Raw genomic sequence first — 18,471 nt, 5'->3', positions numbered from 1 at the left:
TCCTTTTTTTAAGGAAACAATATTTTGACTTTTGTAAATTATTCTAGTATTCATAACCGTTGATACGAAAAAATATATATATTTATTAGGAGCTATTATGAATAAGCTTTCACGCCACTCATTTGTCTTCCTTTCAATCGTTGGATTAACATTTTCTTTTTCTGCATATTCAAAAGAAATTCGTATTGGTGTTTCTTTACCTACACAACGAGATATTGGTTGGGTAAGATATAAACAAGGTCTTGAAGACGCTGCAAAAAAAAGTGGTGCTAAAATATTTATTCAAGTTGCCGACCAAGATGCCTCCGTTCAAGCTTCCCAAGTTGATAATTTACTTTCTCAAAAAATAGATATTTTAATATTAGCACCTCAAGATGCAGCAGCAGCTGCTGCTCTTGTAACGACTGCGCATAAAGCAGGAGTAAAAGTAATTTCTCTTGATCGTCTCGTATTAAATTCAAATCTTGATATGTATGTTTCATTTAATAACGTAAAAATTGGAGAGCTTCAAGGAGAGTATATTGCTAAAAACCTTTCCAAAGGCAATATTGTGTTACTTTCTGGAGCACCTACAGATAACAATTCTAAATTACTTAAAGACGGTGCTTTAGTTCATTTACAACCACGAATAAAAAATGGGAATTTTAAAGTTGTTACCGAACAACCAATTACAGATTGGCAGCCCAGTGTGGCTCAAAAAATTATGGAAAACTCTTTAACAGCTAATAAAAATAATATTCAAGCTGTAATTGCTCCAAATGATAATACAGCAGGAGCGGTTGTTCAGGCTCTAGCAGCTCAAAAATTAACCGGTAAAGTATTTGTAACTGGACAAGATGGAGAACTTACTGCTGCCCAGAGAATTGTTGCTGGAACACAATCCATGACGGTTTATAAAGATCAAAAGAAATTAGCTGCTGAAGCAATTAAAGTTGCTATGGAAATGGCAGAAAATAAATCTGTGAATACAAACGGTAAAACAAATAATGGAAAAATAGATGTTCCTTCCGTTCTTTTAGCTCCTATTGTTGTAGATAAAAATAATCTTGATAAAGAAATGATTCAATCTGGTTTATTTAAAAAAGAAGAAGTTTATAAATATATTAAATAAAATTTAAAAATGTGATTTTCCGGAGACGAGAAATTGAATCATTTTGCATTAGAAATGAAAAATATTGTTAAGAGTTTTGGAAACGTAAAGGCATTATCAAAAGTGAATTTTTCTGTTAAAAAAGGAACAATTCATGCCTTATGCGGAGAAAATGGGGCAGGAAAATCTACATTAATGAAAATATTAAGTGGATTTTATCCAAATGATTCCTATGAAGGCGAAATTTTTATAGATAATCTTTTACAAAATTTTTCAGGAACAATAGATAGTGAAAATGCAGGAATAGCAATCATTTACCAAGAGCTCGCTTTAGTAAAAGAGATGACCGTCTGTGAAAATATTTTTTTGGGACATGAAATTACCAAAGGTTTATTTATAGATTGGGATTTAGCTTACTCTAAAACAAAAGATATTTTGAAAGAAGTAAAATTAAATGTAAATCCATCTGCAAAAGTTTCAAGCTTAGGTGTAGGAGAACAACAATTAGTTGAAATTGCAAAAGCAATTGCAAAAAATGCGAATATATTAATTTTAGATGAACCTACTGCTGCTCTTACTGAAATAGAAGCTAATAATTTACTTGAAATTATAAAAGAATTAAGAGTCAAGGGAAAAACTTGTATCTATATTTCCCATAGATTAAAAGAAGTTTTTCAAATAGCAGATCACATTACAATTCTTCGTGATGGTAGAACAATTTCAAGTGATCTTGTAAAAGAATTAAACGAAGAAAAGTTAATTTCAAAAATGGTTGGACGTGAATTAACTAATATTTTTCCTAGAGAAAAAAGAGAATTTGGGAAAACTATTTTTAAAGTTAAAAATTGGACCGTGTTGCATCCTGAAACGGGATTAAAAGTAATAGATAATGTTAGTTTTCAAATAAATAAAGGTGAAATTATTGGTATCTCTGGTCTCATGGGCGCAGGGCGTACTGAATTAGCAATGAGTATATTTGGTGCATGGGGTAAGGTAACAAGTGGTGAATTGTTTATTGAAGGAAAAAAAGTAACAATTCAAAATGAATCCGATGCTATTGAATCTGGCCTTGCTTTAGTATCTGAAGACAGAAAACGTTTTGGTCTTGTTTTAGGCATGGATATAAAAGAAAATACAACCCTTTCTAGTATAGAAAAAATTTCTAATTATGGATTTATGGATAAAAATAAAGAAATATTTTCTACTCGTAAATTTGTTGGCGATTTAAAAATTAAAACAAATACAATTGAACAATTTGTTGGTAATTTAAGTGGTGGAAATCAACAAAAAGTTGTTTTATCAAAATGGTTAATGACAAAACCAAAAATATTAATTTTAGATGAACCTACGCGAGGAATTGATGTGGGGGCTAAATCTGAAATTTATAATATTATGAATCAATTATTAGACCAAGGGATTTTATGTATAATAATGATATCTTCTGAATTACCTGAAATATTAGGGATGAGTGATAGAATTTTAGTAATGCATAATGGAAAAATTTCGGGAGATATATTGCAAAAAAATGCGAATCAAGAAACTATTATGCAATATGCAACTGGTCATTTGTCATAGAAAGTACGATCAATGAACTTAACACTAAATAAAATAATTGAAAATTTGAAATTTGATGCAAATCATTTTTTACTTCAATCATTTAAAAAAAATATTCGTCAATATACAATGGTTATTGCGTTACTTGTTATTTGGGTTACTTTTACTTTTTTAACGGGATCATTATTTCTTTCTCCGCGTAATTTATCTAATTTATTTTTACAAAGTGCTACTATAGGTGTTTTAGCCATAGGTATGACAATGGTTCTTGTTGCGGGCCATCTCGATTTATCTGTCGGATCTGTTGCTGGTTTTATAGGAGCTGCGGCAGCAATTTTACAAGTAAATTATAATTGGCCAACAATTCCTACAGTTCTTGCGGCTATTTTAATAGGTGCTATTGTTGGATTATGGCATGGCTTTTGGGTGGCTTATAGAAAAATACCAGCTTTTATTGTTACTTTAGCGAGTATGATAGCCTTTCGAGGGGCAATTTTAGGAATTACAGAGGGTAGGACAATTGGTCCTATGAATGATTCTTTTAAAGCCTTTGGACAAGGGTATGTTCCAACCTTTTTATTTTCTCCTGCAACCCAATTAGACTCCTTAGGTAACGTTGTTAAAAATAATTTTGGAGATCCCATAACAGGATTTCATTTTTTATTAAACGGAAAATTTTATGCAGGAGATGCCCCTCCTTTTAATGACGTTTCTATTTTAATTGCAATTTTATGCATATTTATTTTTGTTTATCTTCAAATTAAAAAAAGAAAATCAAGAATAAAATATGGATTTGAAGTGTTACCTTATCCTTTAGAAATATTAAAACTTGTCTTTTTTTCAATCATAATAGCAGCCTTTTTCTCTATAATGGCATTTTATATGGGAATACCTTATGCAGTGCTTATTGCATTTGGACTTGCCGTTTTATTTTCTATTGTAACCAATAACACTGTTTTTGGCAGACATCTTTATGCTATGGGCGGAAATTTAGAGGCTGCTAAATTATCTGGAATTCATATTAAAAAAAGAACTTTAAGTGTTTTTGTATTAATGGGATCATTGGCTGCTGTTGCCGGAATTATTTTAACAGCGCGATTAAATGCGGCAACAACCTCAGCTGGGCAAAATTTTGAATTAGATGCCATATCGGCGGCTATTATTGGTGGAACAAGTACCATGGGTGGGGTTGGAACCATATTTGGTGCAATCATTGGTGCATTGGTAATGGCAAGTTTGGATAATGGAATGAGTCTGATGAACTTGGATGTCACTTGGCAATATATTGTAAAAGGAAGCATTTTACTTTTGGCAGTTTGGGTTGATATTGCAACAAGAAAAAAGAATTAATTGAAATACTTTATGTCTAATAATCGGCAAATTTGTCTCTAACATAACCTACCTAAGATATTGATAATGGTTATCAATAATGCTAGCCTTAAAAAGAATTACGGCTATTTTTAATAAAATTTGCTGTTAAATCTTGTTTTATTTAAATATTTTAAGAGGTTATTCATGTTTTCTAAATTGGTTCTTAAGGGAACTACTTTAAAGACGAGTGAGGCTTTAAAAAGTGCCTCCTCTCAGGCCATTTTTCCTTTAAGCTCATTAAAAAAAGGAGAAAGAGCTGAAGTCGTTCAAATTACAGAAGAACATTTAGGAAAAGATAATATATTGCCAAAAGGTGAATTAGAACGTCGATTGCTTGAAATGGGATTTGTTGAAGGAACCGAAGTTACATTGCAGCATGAAGGATTCATTAAAAAAGACCCTATGGCTGTTTTAATTCGTGTTTGTTCATTAGTTGCCATTCGTAGAAAAGAAGCTCAAGCTATTTTAGTTAGGAAATTACCTTAACATGTCATCAAATTCATTTATAAACCCAAGAATTGCGTTGGTTGGAAATCCAAACTGTGGAAAAACAGCACTTTTTAATGCTTTAACAGGTGCACGTCAAAAAGTTGCAAATTACTCAGGCGTTACTGTAGAGAAAAAAGAAGGAGTTTTTGTTGGGCCACAAGGAACAAAAGTTCGTGTTTTAGACTTACCTGGGACCTATAGTTTAAGAGCTCGTAGTCCAGACGAGGCGGTTACACGAGATATCGTTTTAGGAAAATTTGTTGATGAATCTGTTCCAGACGCCATTGTCTGTGTTGCTGATGCAACAAATCTTCATTTAGGGCTCCGACTTGTATTAGAATTAAAAAAAGTGGGAAAACCAATTATTTTAGCTTTAAACATGATGGATGTTGCTAAAAAAAGAGGATATGACATTGACTTAAATATTCTTTCTAAAGAAATTGGAGTTCCCGTAATTCCAACAATAGCGATTAAAAAAAATGGGATCAATGATCTTGTTGTCGCAGTTGAAAAAGAAATTGAAAAATATTCTGCTGAAAATACTCCAAATAATAATTCTAATATGCAATGGAAAGAGCCTGTAGCCCAAGAAGTTCGTGCTTACCATAGAGAAGTCGAAAGAATATTATGCGCTGCCCATAGAAAACAAGGGCTAGCGTCAGAATGGACAAAAAAATTAGATTCTATATTATTACACCCTGTTTTAGGTATTTTAACTTTATTTGCCATTTTGTTTGTTGTTTTCCAAGCTGTATTTATTCTTCCAGAATATCCAAAAGAACTAATTGAATCTGGAATGGCGTCATTACAAGCCTGGATAGGACATGTTATGCCTGACGGGGCTCTAAAAAGTTTAATTAATGATGGCGTTATTGCTGGTGTAGGCGGTGTTCTTGTATTTGTTCCTCAAATTATTACATTATTCTTTTTTATATTATTACTAGAAGATTCTGGATACATGGCGCGGGCTGCTTTTTTAATGGATAAATTAATGGGCGGTGTGGGCTTACATGGGAAAGCTTTTATTCCTTTATTATCTAGTTTCGCATGTGCAATACCTGGCATTATGTCTGCCAGAACAATTGAAAATAAAAATGATAGACTCATAACAATTTTAATTGCGCCTCTTATGACATGTTCTGCTCGTTTACCAGTTTATACATTAATTATTGCTGCTTTTATTCCATCTGTTACCTTGTTTGGTTTTGCCAATTCCCAGGGACTTGTGATGTTTGGGCTTTATGTAAGTGGTATTCTAGCTGGATTAATTGTAGCCTTTATTTTGAAAACCTTTTTCCTAAAAGGGGAGCTACACCCACTTTTAATGGAATTACCAACATATAAATTACCACGAATTAAAAATGTAGCTCTTGGTTTATTTGAACGTTCCGTTATTTTTATAAGAAGAGCAGGAACAATTATTTTAGCTTTAATGATTATAATTTGGTTTTTAAGTACTTACCCAGCTCCGCCAGCAAATGCTACAGATCCAGCAATAGATTATTCTTTTGCGGGAATGATTGGAAAATTCTTTGAACCTATTTTGACTCCAATTGGTTTTAATTGGCAAATTGCGATTGCTCTCATTCCTGGTATGGCTGCTCGTGAAGTGGCAGTAGCAGCACTGGGAACCGTATATTCCATTAGTGGTAACGAGGAAGCGGTTCATCAAGGGCTTGCTTCTGCAATCTCACATTCTTGGGGTTTACCAACTGCTCTAGCCTTTTTAACTTGGTATATTTTTGCACCACAATGCGCTTCAACGCTTGCCGTTGCAAAAAGAGAAACAAATTCTTGGATATGGCCAACAATTATGTTTACTTACTTAATTGGATTAGCTTACTTTGCTGCTTTTGTTGTCTTTAATGTAACAAAGTATTTTGTAGGTTAATTAAAGGGTTGAATATGTCTCAGCAAATTATTGTTTATATTATTGTATTAATAGCAGCCGTTTATTTGGTTTATAAATGGAAAATTCAAAAAATGATTTCGAAAAAATTAAATAAGAACGAAAATAAAGAACCAGCGCCTTCTTGTGGTTCTGGCTGTGGATCTTGTTCTACACCTAGTAAACCTAAAAAATTCTCTTAAGTTTTATGACAAATGAATCCGATGCCTTTTGTTAGGAATTTCTTTTACTAAGAAATAAAATGAGAGGCGATATGGTTTTAAAGCATCAATATCCTTCTGATAAGGATGTTTTTAACCTTATTCAATTAGATGATGATCCTTTAGAATTAAAAAATTTAGCTAAAATATTAAAATCAAATCCAAAAAATATAAAATTTCAAGTGTCCTCTTTTTTAACGATTCGTGATCTTAAATTGGGAATAAAAGAAATTTCTGAAATTGATTTTGCTATTTTAGATATTTATTTATCTGATGATATGAATCAGACTGGAATTTCTGTCGTTCAAGAATTAAAAAATAATCATCCCAATATTATTATTTTAATGAGCTCTAATTTAGATGATCCCGATACCATTTTGCAAAGTTTAAGAGCTGGTGCAGATGAATTTATCTCAAAAAAAATGGAAAAAAATAATGTTGTAGAAAAAATTTTTCAGGTTAGAAAATCTGTAATGAATAAGCGTGGAATAAATATTTCAGATAAAAAAGAAGAATATATTTTTAATAAATATTCTGGTGAAACAATGAAAAAAATTAGTAGGAGAATTCCTCAAATTATGAATTCTGCTATTACATCTGTATATATTGAAGGAGAATCTGGTACTGGAAAAGAAGTTGTTGCAGAATTATTTGAAGATTATGCTAAAAATATTCCTTTTGTAAAAATGAATTGTGGCAGTATTTCACCTAGTTTATTAGAAAGTGAATTATTTGGTTATGTAAAAGGTGCTTTTACGGGTGCAACTTCAAATAAACCGGGATTATTAGAGTCTGCTTCTGGTGGATGGTTTTTTTTAGATGAAGTGGCTAGTTTGTCCCATAGTGCTCAAGTAGCACTTTTACGGGCTCTTGAAAATCAAGAGGTAACTAGAATTGGAGAATCTGTTTCAAGAAAAATTAATATAAGATTTATTGCTGCTTCAAATGTTCCTTTAATTTTAAGAGTAAAGGAAGGATTATTTCGAAATGACCTTTGGCAAAGATTATGTGAAACTGAAATTATTTTAAAGCCTTTAAGAGAAAGAAAAACTGAAATTCCTGATCTTATTATGTACTTTTGTAGAACAATGAAAGGAGGTCCTTATAAAATAGAAAATACGGCTTTAAATGTTTTATGTAAGCTTTCATGGAATGAAGGAAATGTAAGAGAATTGCGTAATTGTCTTCGCGCAATGACAGAACACCAAACAAATAAAATTTTAACTCCTTTGGGTATACCAGAAAGAATTTTATTAAAAAATAAAGATTTAAAAGATTTAACTAAAATTAATGAAGAAGAGTTTATTAAAATTCCTATTAAAAATGAAAATCAAGAGTTTTTAAGTTATGAAAAAATGACTGAAATTCTTTGGGAAAAATATTTTCAAAAAATTTCAGAAGAAAAAATAAATATTACAAAATTATCGAAAAAACTTGGTATTGCAAGAAGTACTTTACAATTAAAAATTAAAAAATTGAAATTAAAAAAATAAACTAATAATATTTAATTTTTAAGGTATATAAGAACAAGCAATTTTGTTACTTAGAATTTTATATTTTTCAGGTTTTTCAATATCTGGAACTTCAATGTAAATAAAAAAATGATTGCCCGATATATTATTTAAATAAGAAGGATCAACGGAATATTTTTTAAGTCTTTTAATTTCTTCTTTTATCGTTTTTAGACAATATGTATAATTTAAATTTGCTGATAAATTGTTTGATATTTTAATTTTATCTAAACAATTTTTTTCATATACAGAACAATCAAAATCTGCTTTTAAATTTTTCCAATATCGAACACCCAATGTATGATTTTTATTTCTTATGTATTCATAATTTTTCATGGAATGTCTGATATCTTCATAAACAGGAAAAATTTTGTCGTTATTTATTTTATTTATTTGAAAGAGATACTGAGCTCCAAAACCATCATCGCCATTATTTATAATAAAATTATTTACTTTACCTCCAAAATAACCATCTGCAGTCATTTTTATTTTGAATTTAGAATAATCTTTTTTGCAGGTTTTTGTAAAGTTTATTTTATTATTTAAGGGCTCGATGCCAATTAATGCTTCTCCTTTGTTACCTTTGTCATTTATTTCAACTAAAATAAAGTCTGAGTATTGATAACAAGTTCTTATGAGATCGGCATTGCCATATTCATTTTTTCCCATATTAAATTCTTTTTTTTGCAAGGGATTATCGTAATTTATTATGGGCTCATTGGAAGAATCGGTAGCAAATACTTCTTGCTTAAAAATATTTATTAGTAAAACTAGATATAAATATTTATTTATTTTTTTAATATTCATTAAGATTAAAACCATTTCTATACATAAAAAAAATTAAATTGAGGCTTCATCGACAACAGCGTCTTCTTCTTTTTCTGTCCATTTACTTTGAGGTTTAATTCGTTTATTTATGATATTATAAACATCTTGCATATATTCACGATTACCTGCACGGCGCTCAATTAAAGCTAAATGTAATTTTAAAGAATCTATCGTATTATAAGTTGTATCAATAATGACATCTGCTTGTTCATATGCAGAACGTCTTTTTTCAATTAATTCATTTACAATACTTTGAGTTTCTTCGAGAGAACTACATTTTGAAAACATGGGCCTTGTTTCTTTTTGAGCAAATATTCGATTTGCAATTTCACTTGGCGCAAGATCTAATAAAACAATTAGCCCAAGCTTACGTGCAAAAGAGATATTTTCAGGTTTAATTAAAGTACCTCCACCCATAGCAATGACAAAATTATGACGTCTTTCCAGTTTTAATAGAATTTTGTCTTCAAGTGCGCGAAAGCCTTCTTCTCCTTCTTGTTCAAAAATCTGAGGAATCGTTCTTTTAGTAGTTGATTCAATAAATTGGTCGAAATCTAAAAAAAATCGTTCACTGTGTTGAGCATATATCTTTCCAAACAAAGATTTTCCAGTAGCTGGCATCCCTGTAAGAATTATATTTCTGAAACGTTTTGCCCAATATTTTGTCATTTGTCCCTCGTTCTTAAATTTTAGTAAAAATCTAAGGATTGCTCATATAGAAATTCACTTGTAAACTATAACTAAAGAAAAAGTAAAATACAGGAAAGTTGAATATTTTGTCTGCATAAATTTTCAATCCTCTTTTTGAAAGGAATGGAGAATGAAAAAGAAAGTCTTTTATTTTGCCTCAAGTATTGCTTTAATGAGTTATTCATTATTTGCCTATTCTGAAGGCCCGCATTGGAATTATGTTGGTGAGCATGGTCCTAAAGATTGGGGTAATTTAGATCCTGCAAATAAGCCTTGTTCTGTAGGTAAAAGACAATCTCCGATTGATATCAATTCATCAAATACGAAAGAAAATAAATCTTTACCTAGTTTAATGTTTTCCTATGTAAGTGCTCCCTTAAAAATATTAAATAATGGCCATACAATTCAAATGAATTATCCAAAAGGGAGTAAAGTTGCCATTGGTGGAAATAATTATGAACTTTTACAATTTCATTTTCATACGCCAAGTGAGCATGCTGTCAAAGGGAAAAGAACCGAACTTGAAGTCCATTTTGTAAATAAAAATGCGGATGGTCTTGCCGTCGTAGGAGTTATGTTAAAAAAAGGAAAAAAGAATGCCGCTTTAGCTGGTATGTTTAATAATTTGCCTAATAAAGAAGGTGAAGTGACTGTCGATAAAGAAACTATAAATCCAATAGAATTGATTCCTAATGATAAGGACTATTATACTTATCCAGGTTCTTTAACAACTCCTCCATGCTCTGAAATTGTCACTTGGTATGTAGTTAAAGATCAAATCGAAGTTTCTGAAGAACAAATTAAAAATTTTAAAAAGATATTTTCTATGAATGCAAGGCCTCTTCAAAGCTTATCTCAAAGAATTGTTGAGGAAAAAGATTAGAAATGGAAAAGGACTTTTTTGTTGGCATTGACGGCGGTGGTAGTAAAACCCATCTTCGACTTGAAACGTCCGATGGAAAAGTTCTTGCGGAGAGTTTTTCTGGTCCTGGGAATATTCGTCTTTCTATTGAAACAACCTACAATTCTATTCAAGAAGCATTAAATAAAGCATTAGAAAAATCAAAATTAATTCATAAAAATGATATTCGGATTCATGCAGGAATTGGAGTAGCCGGTTTCGAAGTTCCAACAGCAAGAAATGGATTTTTAGAAAGAAAAAATAAATTTAATTTTGCTAGTTTTGTTGTTCAATCCGATGCTTATATTGCTTGTTTAGGAGCTCATGCTGGAAAGCCAGGATCTGTTGTTATTGTAGGTACTGGAGTTGTTGGATTAAAAATAGATCGAAAATTAAAAAGACAAGTGGGAGGTTGGGGATTCCCTCATGGTGATGAGGGAGGAGCTGCTTGGCTAGGTTTAGAAGCAATAAGGGTTCTTTTGTATTATTGTGATGGTAGGGGAGCTGCTTCTCCTCTTTTAAAATATTTAAAACAAAAATTTAAAGGCAGAGTTGAAGAAATTACACAATGGGCTTGTTATGCTAATGCAAGTCAATTTGCAGAAATTGCAAGAGATGTTTTTAAATTTGCAGATAAAGGTGATGAGCTCGCTATTCAACTCTTAAAATTATCTGCAAAACATATAGAAAAAATTATTTTAGCCTTAGATGAAAAAGAAAAAAATAAAGATAAACTTCCAATTGTTTTATTTGGTGGTGTTGCTCCTTTTATTCTTGAATTTTTAAAGCCATCACTTAAAAAAAGACTCGCCACCCCCCAAGGTGATGCGTGCGATGGGGCTCTTCTTATGATAAGAAAAAATATCAATCACATTAACAAATGATTGATATTCCATAAGAGGCCCAATTATGCTTTGTTTAACTAATGCATGTTTGTTTGACGGAAATTCTTTTATAAAAAACAAAAATATTTATATTAAAGATGGAAAGATTATAGATATCTCTTCAAAAAAAAATAAAAATAATTATCAAGAAATTGATGTTAATAAGAATATTGTTTGCCCTGGATTTATTGATATACAATTAAATGGAGGAGGTGGTGCATTTTTTAATGACAATCCTTCAATTGAGCATTTAAAAAAAATGGCATTAGCTCATTTAACTTTTGGCACAACTTCTTTTTTACCAACTTTTATAACAGATGATAAAAATAAAATTCCATTAGCAATATCTTGTATTAATAAAGCATTATCTCAGAAAATGAGCGGGATTTTGGGAATTCATTTGGAAGGTCCTTTTTTAAACAAGGAAAAAAAAGGAATTCATCCTTCTAAATTTATTCGCTTACCAAATGAAGCAGATATCGATAATATAATAAAAATAAAAGAAGGGATTGTTCTGGTAACTTTAGCTCCAGAAATGGTTGAAGCTAATTTTATTAAAAGACTGATAGAAAATAAAGTAATTGTTTTTGCAGGTCATACAAATGCGACCTATGAAAAAATGAATGAGTCTTTTCAATTGGGAATAAAAGGAGTCACTCATCTATTTAACGCCTGTTCTCCTTTAAGTAGTAGAGAACCTGGTGTTGTTGGTGCTTCTTTATTGCATGAAAATTCTTGGTGTGGAATTATTGCAGATGGACATCATGTTTCCTTTGAAACAATTAAGTTAGCCTTTAAAACAAAAGCTAAAAATAAATTTATATTAGTTTCTGATGCCATGTCTCCTGTGGGAACTGAATTAGAATCGTTTTATATTAATGAAAATAAAATATTTGTTAAAAATGGAAAATATGTTGATCAATCTGGAACTTTAGCAGGTTCTGCTATTACGGTATATGATGCATTTAAAAATTTATTATCTAAAAATCTTGTAACTTTAGAAGAATCTCTTCAAATGTCTTCAACAAATGCAGCGCAATGTTTGGGTATAGATAATGAAAAATCTTTATTTAAAAAGGGGAGAGTGCTCCCTCATTTTGATGCTGATTTGCTTATATTAAATAAACAAAACTTTAATATTTTAAATATTATTCAAAATGGACAATTAAAAACATTTCATTAATTTAATGAATATAAAATAGGAGTAATTGTTTTGAAAATTAAAGCCCACTGGTATGCAAGACCATATCCTCATGATTGGGAATTTTATGCAGAGTGTGATGAAGGGGCAAATATAGATATTGCGGTCAAGAATGATCCAGATATAAAAAAAATTGGTCCAAATCCTAAAGAAATTGTTTTACAAGGAATGGCAACTTGTACTTCTGTAGATGTTGTGAGTAGTTTAAATAAAATGAGACAGCCCTTACATTCTTTGGTTGTTGAATGCGAAGCGACACAGACAGAAACGCACCCAAAAGTTTTTAAAGAATGTATTATGACATATAAAGTAACAGGTGAGAATTTAAATATTGAACGTGTTGCTCACTGTGTTCAGCTTAGTTATACGAAATATTGTGGTGTAAGTGCTATGATTGAAAAATCGGGATGTCATGTCACTCCAAAATTATTTGTAAATGAAAGAGAAGTACCTATTTGGGATCCTGAAGAATCCATTTCAAATAAATTAAAAAAATGGTTACAAGAAATTGCAATTCATCAACCTAGAGGAATTGTTTTAATTACAGGTTCATCAAGAGGGATTGGAGCAGCTCTTGTCAATTATTTTGCAGAAAAAGGATTTGCTGTTCTTCCTACCTCACGAAACAAAGTCATATTTGAAAATAAAAATATTTTTGAATCTTTATATTTAGACGTATCAAAATTGGGGTCTATTTTAAATTTAAAAAATTTATTACAAAAAAATGGTGTTAAGTTAAATTTAATTATTCAAAATGCTGGAATATCTTCTATCGATCCAAATGCAGACGATTTAAATGCTTTAAATTTAACAATGGCAGATTTAAGACATGTATATGAAACTAATGTTTTTGGATTAATTGAAACAAATAATATCTTTATGGAGTTAATGAATAAGGATGGAACAATTGCTTTTATGTCAAGTACAATGGGGCAAGTAGTTCGAGATTCTTACTTAAATGCCTCCTACCGTTTAACTAAACGATCGGTAATACAATTTGCAAAACAAGCAGCACTTCAATTGAAAGAAGAAAATAAAGAAATTGCGATGCTAAGTATACATCCAGGAAGTGTTAAAACAGAATTAAATCCAAATGGTAGAATTTCTGTAGAACAAAGTGCAAAAAATATGGAATTACTTTTTACATCGAAATTTAGAGAAAAATTAATTCAAAACAACGGTTCATTTTGGATATTTGATGAATCGGATCATATATGGAAATGTGTTGAATAATAAAAAGTATTTTGATACTTTTTTTTAATATATTTTCGTTAAGGAGATGAGCTCATGTTATCAGCAGGATTACTTATTACAGGAAATGAGGTTTTATCTGCAAAAACGAAAGACACAAATGGACCTTTTATTGGAATGCATTTAAGAAAAATTGGAGTATCCGTTAGAGCCTCTATGATGTGTGGTGATTATGAAAATGATTTATTAGATTGTCTTAATTATTTAGCAGAAAAATCAGATATCATTTTTATGACTGGAGGGCTTGGTCCTACATCAGATGATTTAACAGCTGATGTTGTAGCCAAATTCTTTAATATTCCAACCGAATTTAATCAAGTAGCTTGGGATGCATGCGCCGATTTTTTTATAAAAGCAGGCCGCACACAAATTCCTGAAAGCAATAAAAAACAAGCTCATTTACCAAAAGACTGTCAACTGTTACCTAATAAACTTGGAACAGCAGCAGGATTTAGTGTTACAGGTAAAAAGTTTTCAAAAAATGTAACTATTTATAGTATGCCTGGTGTGCCATATGAAATGGAAGGTATGTTTTTAGAACATGTCTTACCAAAATTAGAAAATCAATCCCATGTTCCTATTTCATTAAGCTGGCAAGTATTTTTTATGGGTGAATCTTTTATGCAGAATGCAATAAATATTGCAGAAAAGAATTTAATTGCTAAATATCCAAATGCTTCTGTATCTTACCAAGCTCATGCTTATTATGTGTCCTATACTGTTACCTTATTTGCAAATTCAGACTCTCAAAAAAAAGAATGTGACAATTATTTAAAAAATGAATTTTCTAAAGAAGTAGATAAAGCTTTTGGAGAACATATTTTATATGCTGATGAAAGAAAAGTATCTTCTTATTTAATTTATTTGTTAAAACAGCAAAGTTTATCATTATCTTTTTGCGAAACTTCTTGTGCAGGATATCTTAGTAAAGAGTTTAGCATTTATACTCATGATCCATCTATTTATAAGGGGTCTATAGTTGCTAATTCTGACTATGTTAAGAAAAAATTATTAAATATTCCAGAGAAAATAATTCATAATCAATTAGAAAATCCTGAAGATTTAGTTTCTTATCTTTCTGCAAGCACGTTAAAAGAAATGAATACAGATATTTGTTTGGCAGAATATGGATTTCCAATAGATCCTTTTTTAAAAGATGAAAAATCATTTCAAGGTTTTTATTTGTCTATTGCCATTTTAAAAGATAAATTTACAAATATTGAGAAAATTCAAAATAAAATATCAAATTATTCTTGGAAATTAAGTGAATTATCTTTTGATAATTCTATAGCCGTTTTTTTATGTTTTATTAAGTATAATAAGAGACATGTAAGAGAAATTCAACAAACAAGAGCTTCTTTATATTTGTTATGTTCTCTTGCAAAAATGTTAGCTTAATTAAAATTGGAAATAAAATTTATTTATCGTCAAAATAAAAATAATGCTCTTCTTTCCAATTTTTAATGACTTCTTTTTCACAACGGCCCATCCATAAGTATTCATTGTGAACACCAGTACAAAGCATTTTTTGTGGATTTGTCAGGTCACTTTCAAAGTTTTTAATAAAAATTTTATCTAAATTTTCTGGATTTTCAGATTCTAAATTTGAATAAATTGCAAATTGTTCTTTTCCGTTCCAAGTCTCTTTTGATGTTAGAAAAAATTGTTCATTTGGTGATATTTTAGAAGAGCAGTCATCAATTTCTAAATAAGTATAATTTGATATGTCTTCAATATTACCAGAATGAAACTTGCTAATACCATCGCTTTTAATTAAACATTTTTGTTTATTTCTTTCGTTTGATTTTAAATCAAAACCTATTATTCTCATTGAAGTAGGATCATATCTAAATTTAAAATTTGTTTCTGAATATAAAGCTGCAAAATTTTTATGATTTGGGGCAACATATTTATTGCCAGATTTTAAGTAAAAATAGTTATAATTTAAATCAGGAACTTTTGATATACCTCTATTATTTGGAATAAAACTTAGCTTAAGAAGATAACTATTTTCATCATATTCATTGCAATGTGATAAAAATAATTCACCCCAATGAATATGCCTATTTTTCATTCTTAAACAAATATCTTTGTCTTTTAATTTTAAATTTTCCATACGAAAATTATCAGCTGTATTAGTTTTTTCAGATATAAAATTGAGATCCCATTTTTGATAATTTTCATAGGACTTACTACAAGGTAAAAAGCCAACATGTTGCCAAGAAGATTCATTTAAATTTGAAGCTGTTAAACAAAGTGGCATTGAATCTCTATTTCCTGATTTTGTTATTATTTGTCCACTTTCAGATAAATAGTATTCAATATTATCATCTTTTGCGGAAACTTCAAATTTAGGTTGATAATGATTAAGACCATCTAAATCAGTTAAAAAGAAGTTATTATAAGAATTATTCGATATTTTTATCTTCCATGTAACAGGACTTTCAAAGTATTCATTTTTATTTAAATCATGTTTAAAAATAATTTTGCTTTTAAATTGGTTATCATTATTTATATTTGCATGAATTATTTCTTTCTCATTTTTACAAACTGTTTCAATTGCTTTTCCTGCATTTAAAATTTTTCCATCTGTAATATATTCTTTTAAATGTTCATAACTATCTGCTGTTTCAAGTAATATACTTTTAATAAAACTGGCATTTGCATCGGGCATACAGCTTTTCATTATAGCGACAACACCAGAAACAATTGCTGCGGATTCAGATGTTCCATTTGCAATTTTTACTTGATGATCTTCTGTTAAAAAAGGAATATTAAAACCTGGGGCTCCAATATCTACTCGTCCTTTTCCATAACGAGATCCTGTTCCTCTATGAGTAATAAAAAGTTCTGGTAAATTTTTTTCAAAAGAAATTGCGGCCACTCGAATTACAGGATCATTTAATTTATATTTTTTATTTTTTGGATTGTATGCAGCAGGCCAATATTGATTATCAGGTTGTGTTGTTCTGATATCTCTTTGGTCATTTCCAACAGATGCAATAATTAAAACTTTATTTTTATCTCCTGTTTTATTTAAGAGATCATTCCAATCATTCGCATTTTTAGTTCCAATATCAGCTCCTGAAATATTTATAATAAATTCATTTTCTGAAAAAATAGCATCACTTGCAGCCTCTAAAATAGATAAGGGATATCCTGAATTAGGCATAGCTATTCGGTTGATTATTTTAACGCTTGGAAATATGCCAACATAAGCTTCTTCTCTTCCTCTAAATTGTTTTGATCCAATGATCGATGCCATAGCAGTACCATGTAAATTAAATGCATCATCCTTTTCTTTTGATTTTTTATAATTTGAGGAAATATAGTATTCTTTACCTATGAGATTAAGTTCTTCTATATTTGCAATTTCTGAATCGATAACAGTTACTATAATATTTTCATTTTTCACATGAAATAATTCAGGAAAATTTATATATTTAAAATAATCAGGTTTATAATCAAAATAACTAAATGCTTGATTTGAAATCATAGATAATATAATAATAATTTTATTTATCGGCCTATTTTTTATAAACATATTAAACCTTTCAAAATTTGTATAAAACTCTAAAAAAATTTCGAGTTCTATTTTCAATTATATAATTAATTTTTATTTGTAAATTAATAACAATAATAAATTATAATTATTTATTAATAAACTTTACTTTTAGTTAAAATATTATTATTAATTAATAATTATAATTTATTAATGGATATTGTTGATATGAATAAGAATATTTTAAAATCGGTTAAAATACCTTTTGATCGTGATAAAAAAATATTGAAATAGTAAAACAAGGAAAAAATTAATTAAAATATTTACCAAAAGATTTTGAATGGAACAAACTAGAAGATAGAATGTATTTATGGATTCATAATACAAAAGAGAAGTCTTCTTTAAGAATATATTTTGCTACTACTGCAATGAAAAATAAAGTTAAAGAAGGTATCAAGAGATTATCTAAAATTTTTAACTTATAATATTAAATCTTTATTTTTTATAATTTAAATGACGGCAATAAGGATTTGCAAATCCATGATTTGCTTCTCTTAATTTAAACTCAACATTTTCTGTGTAGTTAAAATGCTCAGCGGCAGTCATTCCCCAAAAATTGATAGTATCATTTTTATTATTTAATTTTTTAAAATAAATATCAGTGCTTACTCCAGGTAATACATAGATACTTACGCATACTTCTTGTCCTTCAGATAATGGTACTTTTACAGATTGGCCTACAAATTTAAAAGAAGAACAACCTAAATCTGTACAAACACTTGCCATAAAAGCGGTTCCTGCAACAAAATTAACCATAACAGCACCATTTTTTATGGTGCTTTCATTTGTATCTGATTTTTCATTTGAAAATGCAAATAAAGATGAAGTTGTTAAATTAAAAAAAATTGCTAGTTTTACTATTTTTGATAATATTTTCATAGTTGTTTATATCCTTAAAGAGAAAATTATTATAAATATAATCATCGTTGATTTATGTAATTTAAATTTAATAAATTGTAAATGATTATTTTAATAAATATAATGTATAAAATAATTTTTAAAATAAAGCATAAATATTATAAATAAACAA

The 18,471-nt window shown here is 29.4% G+C and carries 16 protein-coding genes; 12 read left to right on the top strand and 4 right to left on the bottom strand.

Annotation, left to right across the window (positions count from 1 at the left end):
* Nucleotides 1–97: 97 nt before the first annotated feature.
* The 7 genes from GCL60_RS04895 to GCL60_RS04865 all read left to right on the top strand — a co-directional run bounded on the left by GCL60_RS04895 (nt 98) and on the right by GCL60_RS04865 (nt 8,106).
* A complete protein-coding gene (locus GCL60_RS04895) occupies nt 98–1,111 on the top strand; it encodes a sugar ABC transporter substrate-binding protein (RefSeq protein WP_153418793.1) in 1,014 nt (337 codons plus the stop codon).
* Between the two features lie 33 nt (nt 1,112–1,144).
* Entirely contained in the window at nt 1,145–2,665 is a 1,521-nt protein-coding gene (locus tag GCL60_RS04890) for a xylose ABC transporter ATP-binding protein (protein ID WP_153418791.1), read from the top strand.
* 12 nt (nt 2,666–2,677) lie between these two features.
* A complete protein-coding gene (locus tag GCL60_RS04885; RefSeq protein ID WP_153418789.1) occupies nt 2,678–3,994 on the top strand; it encodes a sugar ABC transporter permease in 1,317 nt (438 codons plus the stop codon).
* Between the two features lie 165 nt (nt 3,995–4,159).
* Nucleotides 4,160–4,501, top strand: coding sequence for a FeoA family protein (locus GCL60_RS04880; protein ID WP_153418787.1), 342 nt, complete (start codon nt 4,160–4,162; stop codon nt 4,499–4,501).
* Nucleotide 4,502: 1 nt separating this feature from the next.
* Entirely contained in the window at nt 4,503–6,395 is a 1,893-nt protein-coding gene (gene feoB / locus GCL60_RS04875) for a ferrous iron transport protein B (protein WP_153418785.1), read from the top strand.
* A 14-nt stretch (nt 6,396–6,409) separates the two neighbouring features.
* Nucleotides 6,410–6,595 carry a hypothetical protein gene (locus tag GCL60_RS04870; protein ID WP_153418783.1) on the top strand — a complete coding sequence of 62 codons (186 nt, stop codon included), beginning with the start codon at nt 6,410–6,412 and terminating at the stop codon, nt 6,593–6,595.
* Between the two features lie 71 nt (nt 6,596–6,666).
* Nucleotides 6,667–8,106, top strand: a complete 1,440-nt coding sequence (locus GCL60_RS04865; RefSeq protein ID WP_161998086.1) for a sigma-54-dependent transcriptional regulator — start codon at nt 6,667–6,669, stop codon at nt 8,104–8,106.
* 18 nt (nt 8,107–8,124) lie between these two features.
* Here GCL60_RS04865 and GCL60_RS04860 read toward each other — a convergent pair whose 3' ends face one another.
* Nucleotides 8,125–8,931 carry a hypothetical protein gene (locus GCL60_RS04860; protein WP_153418779.1) on the bottom strand — a complete coding sequence of 269 codons (807 nt, stop codon included), beginning with the start codon at nt 8,929–8,931 and terminating at the stop codon, nt 8,125–8,127.
* A gap of 33 nt (nt 8,932–8,964) precedes the next feature.
* Nucleotides 8,965–9,621: a shikimate kinase gene (locus tag GCL60_RS04855; RefSeq protein ID WP_153418777.1), complete on the bottom strand. Its 657-nt coding sequence runs from the start codon at nt 9,619–9,621 to the stop codon at nt 8,965–8,967.
* A gap of 151 nt (nt 9,622–9,772) precedes the next feature.
* Here GCL60_RS04855 and GCL60_RS04850 point away from each other — a divergent pair, with 151 nt between their 5' ends.
* The 5 genes from GCL60_RS04850 to GCL60_RS04830 are packed head-to-tail and all read left to right on the top strand — an operon-like array spanning nt 9,773 to nt 15,277.
* Nucleotides 9,773–10,525 carry a carbonic anhydrase gene (locus GCL60_RS04850; protein WP_153418775.1) on the top strand — a complete coding sequence of 251 codons (753 nt, stop codon included), beginning with the start codon at nt 9,773–9,775 and terminating at the stop codon, nt 10,523–10,525.
* Between the two features lie 2 nt (nt 10,526–10,527).
* Nucleotides 10,528–11,427 carry a glucosamine kinase nucleotide-binding domain-containing protein gene (locus tag GCL60_RS04845; protein ID WP_153418772.1) on the top strand — a complete coding sequence of 300 codons (900 nt, stop codon included), beginning with the start codon at nt 10,528–10,530 and terminating at the stop codon, nt 11,425–11,427.
* Nucleotides 11,428–11,452: 25 nt separating this feature from the next.
* Nucleotides 11,453–12,610, top strand: coding sequence for an N-acetylglucosamine-6-phosphate deacetylase (gene nagA, locus GCL60_RS04840; protein WP_153418770.1), 1,158 nt, complete (start codon nt 11,453–11,455; stop codon nt 12,608–12,610).
* 30 nt (nt 12,611–12,640) lie between these two features.
* On the top strand, nt 12,641–13,861 hold the full coding sequence (locus GCL60_RS04835) for an SDR family NAD(P)-dependent oxidoreductase (RefSeq protein WP_153418768.1): 1,221 nt from the start codon (nt 12,641–12,643) through the stop codon (nt 13,859–13,861).
* A gap of 54 nt (nt 13,862–13,915) precedes the next feature.
* Nucleotides 13,916–15,277, top strand: a complete 1,362-nt coding sequence (locus GCL60_RS04830; RefSeq protein ID WP_153418766.1) for a competence/damage-inducible protein A — start codon at nt 13,916–13,918, stop codon at nt 15,275–15,277.
* Nucleotides 15,278–15,296: 19 nt separating this feature from the next.
* Here the strand turns inward: GCL60_RS04830 and GCL60_RS04825 are convergent, their stop codons facing one another.
* Nucleotides 15,297–17,423, bottom strand: a complete 2,127-nt coding sequence (locus tag GCL60_RS04825; protein ID WP_153418764.1) for a S8/S53 family peptidase — start codon at nt 17,421–17,423, stop codon at nt 15,297–15,299.
* Nucleotides 17,424–17,876: 453 nt separating this feature from the next.
* A complete protein-coding gene (locus GCL60_RS04820) occupies nt 17,877–18,320 on the bottom strand; it encodes a hypothetical protein (protein ID WP_153418763.1) in 444 nt (147 codons plus the stop codon).
* Between the last annotated feature and the right edge of the window lie 151 nt (nt 18,321–18,471).

This window comes from Silvanigrella paludirubra (assembly GCF_009208775.1).
Lineage (GTDB): Bacteria > Bdellovibrionota_B > Oligoflexia > Silvanigrellales > Silvanigrellaceae > Silvanigrella > Silvanigrella paludirubra.
The sequence above is the reverse complement of the archived record's forward strand: the minus strand, read 5'-3'. Positions and strand labels throughout refer to the sequence as shown.

Bases quoted from the DNA above. Each gene is read 5' to 3' on its own strand.
- GCL60_RS04850 (WP_153418775.1), top strand. From the start codon at position 9,773: ATGAAAAAGAAAGTCTTTTATTTTGCCTCAAGTATTGCTTTAATGAGT.
- GCL60_RS04825 (WP_153418764.1), bottom strand. From the start codon at position 17,423: ATGTTTATAAAAAATAGGCCGATAAATAAAATTATTATTATATTATCT.
- GCL60_RS04830 (WP_153418766.1), top strand. From the start codon at position 13,916: ATGTTATCAGCAGGATTACTTATTACAGGAAATGAGGTTTTATCTGCA.
- GCL60_RS04855 (WP_153418777.1), bottom strand. From the start codon at position 9,621: ATGACAAAATATTGGGCAAAACGTTTCAGAAATATAATTCTTACAGGG.
- feoB (WP_153418785.1), top strand. From the start codon at position 4,503: ATGTCATCAAATTCATTTATAAACCCAAGAATTGCGTTGGTTGGAAAT.
- GCL60_RS04870 (WP_153418783.1), top strand. From the start codon at position 6,410: ATGTCTCAGCAAATTATTGTTTATATTATTGTATTAATAGCAGCCGTT.
- GCL60_RS04880 (WP_153418787.1), top strand. From the start codon at position 4,160: ATGTTTTCTAAATTGGTTCTTAAGGGAACTACTTTAAAGACGAGTGAG.
- GCL60_RS04865 (WP_161998086.1), top strand. From the start codon at position 6,667: ATGGTTTTAAAGCATCAATATCCTTCTGATAAGGATGTTTTTAACCTT.
- GCL60_RS04885 (WP_153418789.1), top strand. From the start codon at position 2,678: ATGAACTTAACACTAAATAAAATAATTGAAAATTTGAAATTTGATGCA.
- GCL60_RS04895 (WP_153418793.1), top strand. From the start codon at position 98: ATGAATAAGCTTTCACGCCACTCATTTGTCTTCCTTTCAATCGTTGGA.
- GCL60_RS04820 (WP_153418763.1), bottom strand. From the start codon at position 18,320: ATGAAAATATTATCAAAAATAGTAAAACTAGCAATTTTTTTTAATTTA.
- nagA (WP_153418770.1), top strand. From the start codon at position 11,453: ATGCTTTGTTTAACTAATGCATGTTTGTTTGACGGAAATTCTTTTATA.
- GCL60_RS04860 (WP_153418779.1), bottom strand. From the start codon at position 8,931: ATGAATATTAAAAAAATAAATAAATATTTATATCTAGTTTTACTAATA.
- GCL60_RS04845 (WP_153418772.1), top strand. From the start codon at position 10,528: ATGGAAAAGGACTTTTTTGTTGGCATTGACGGCGGTGGTAGTAAAACC.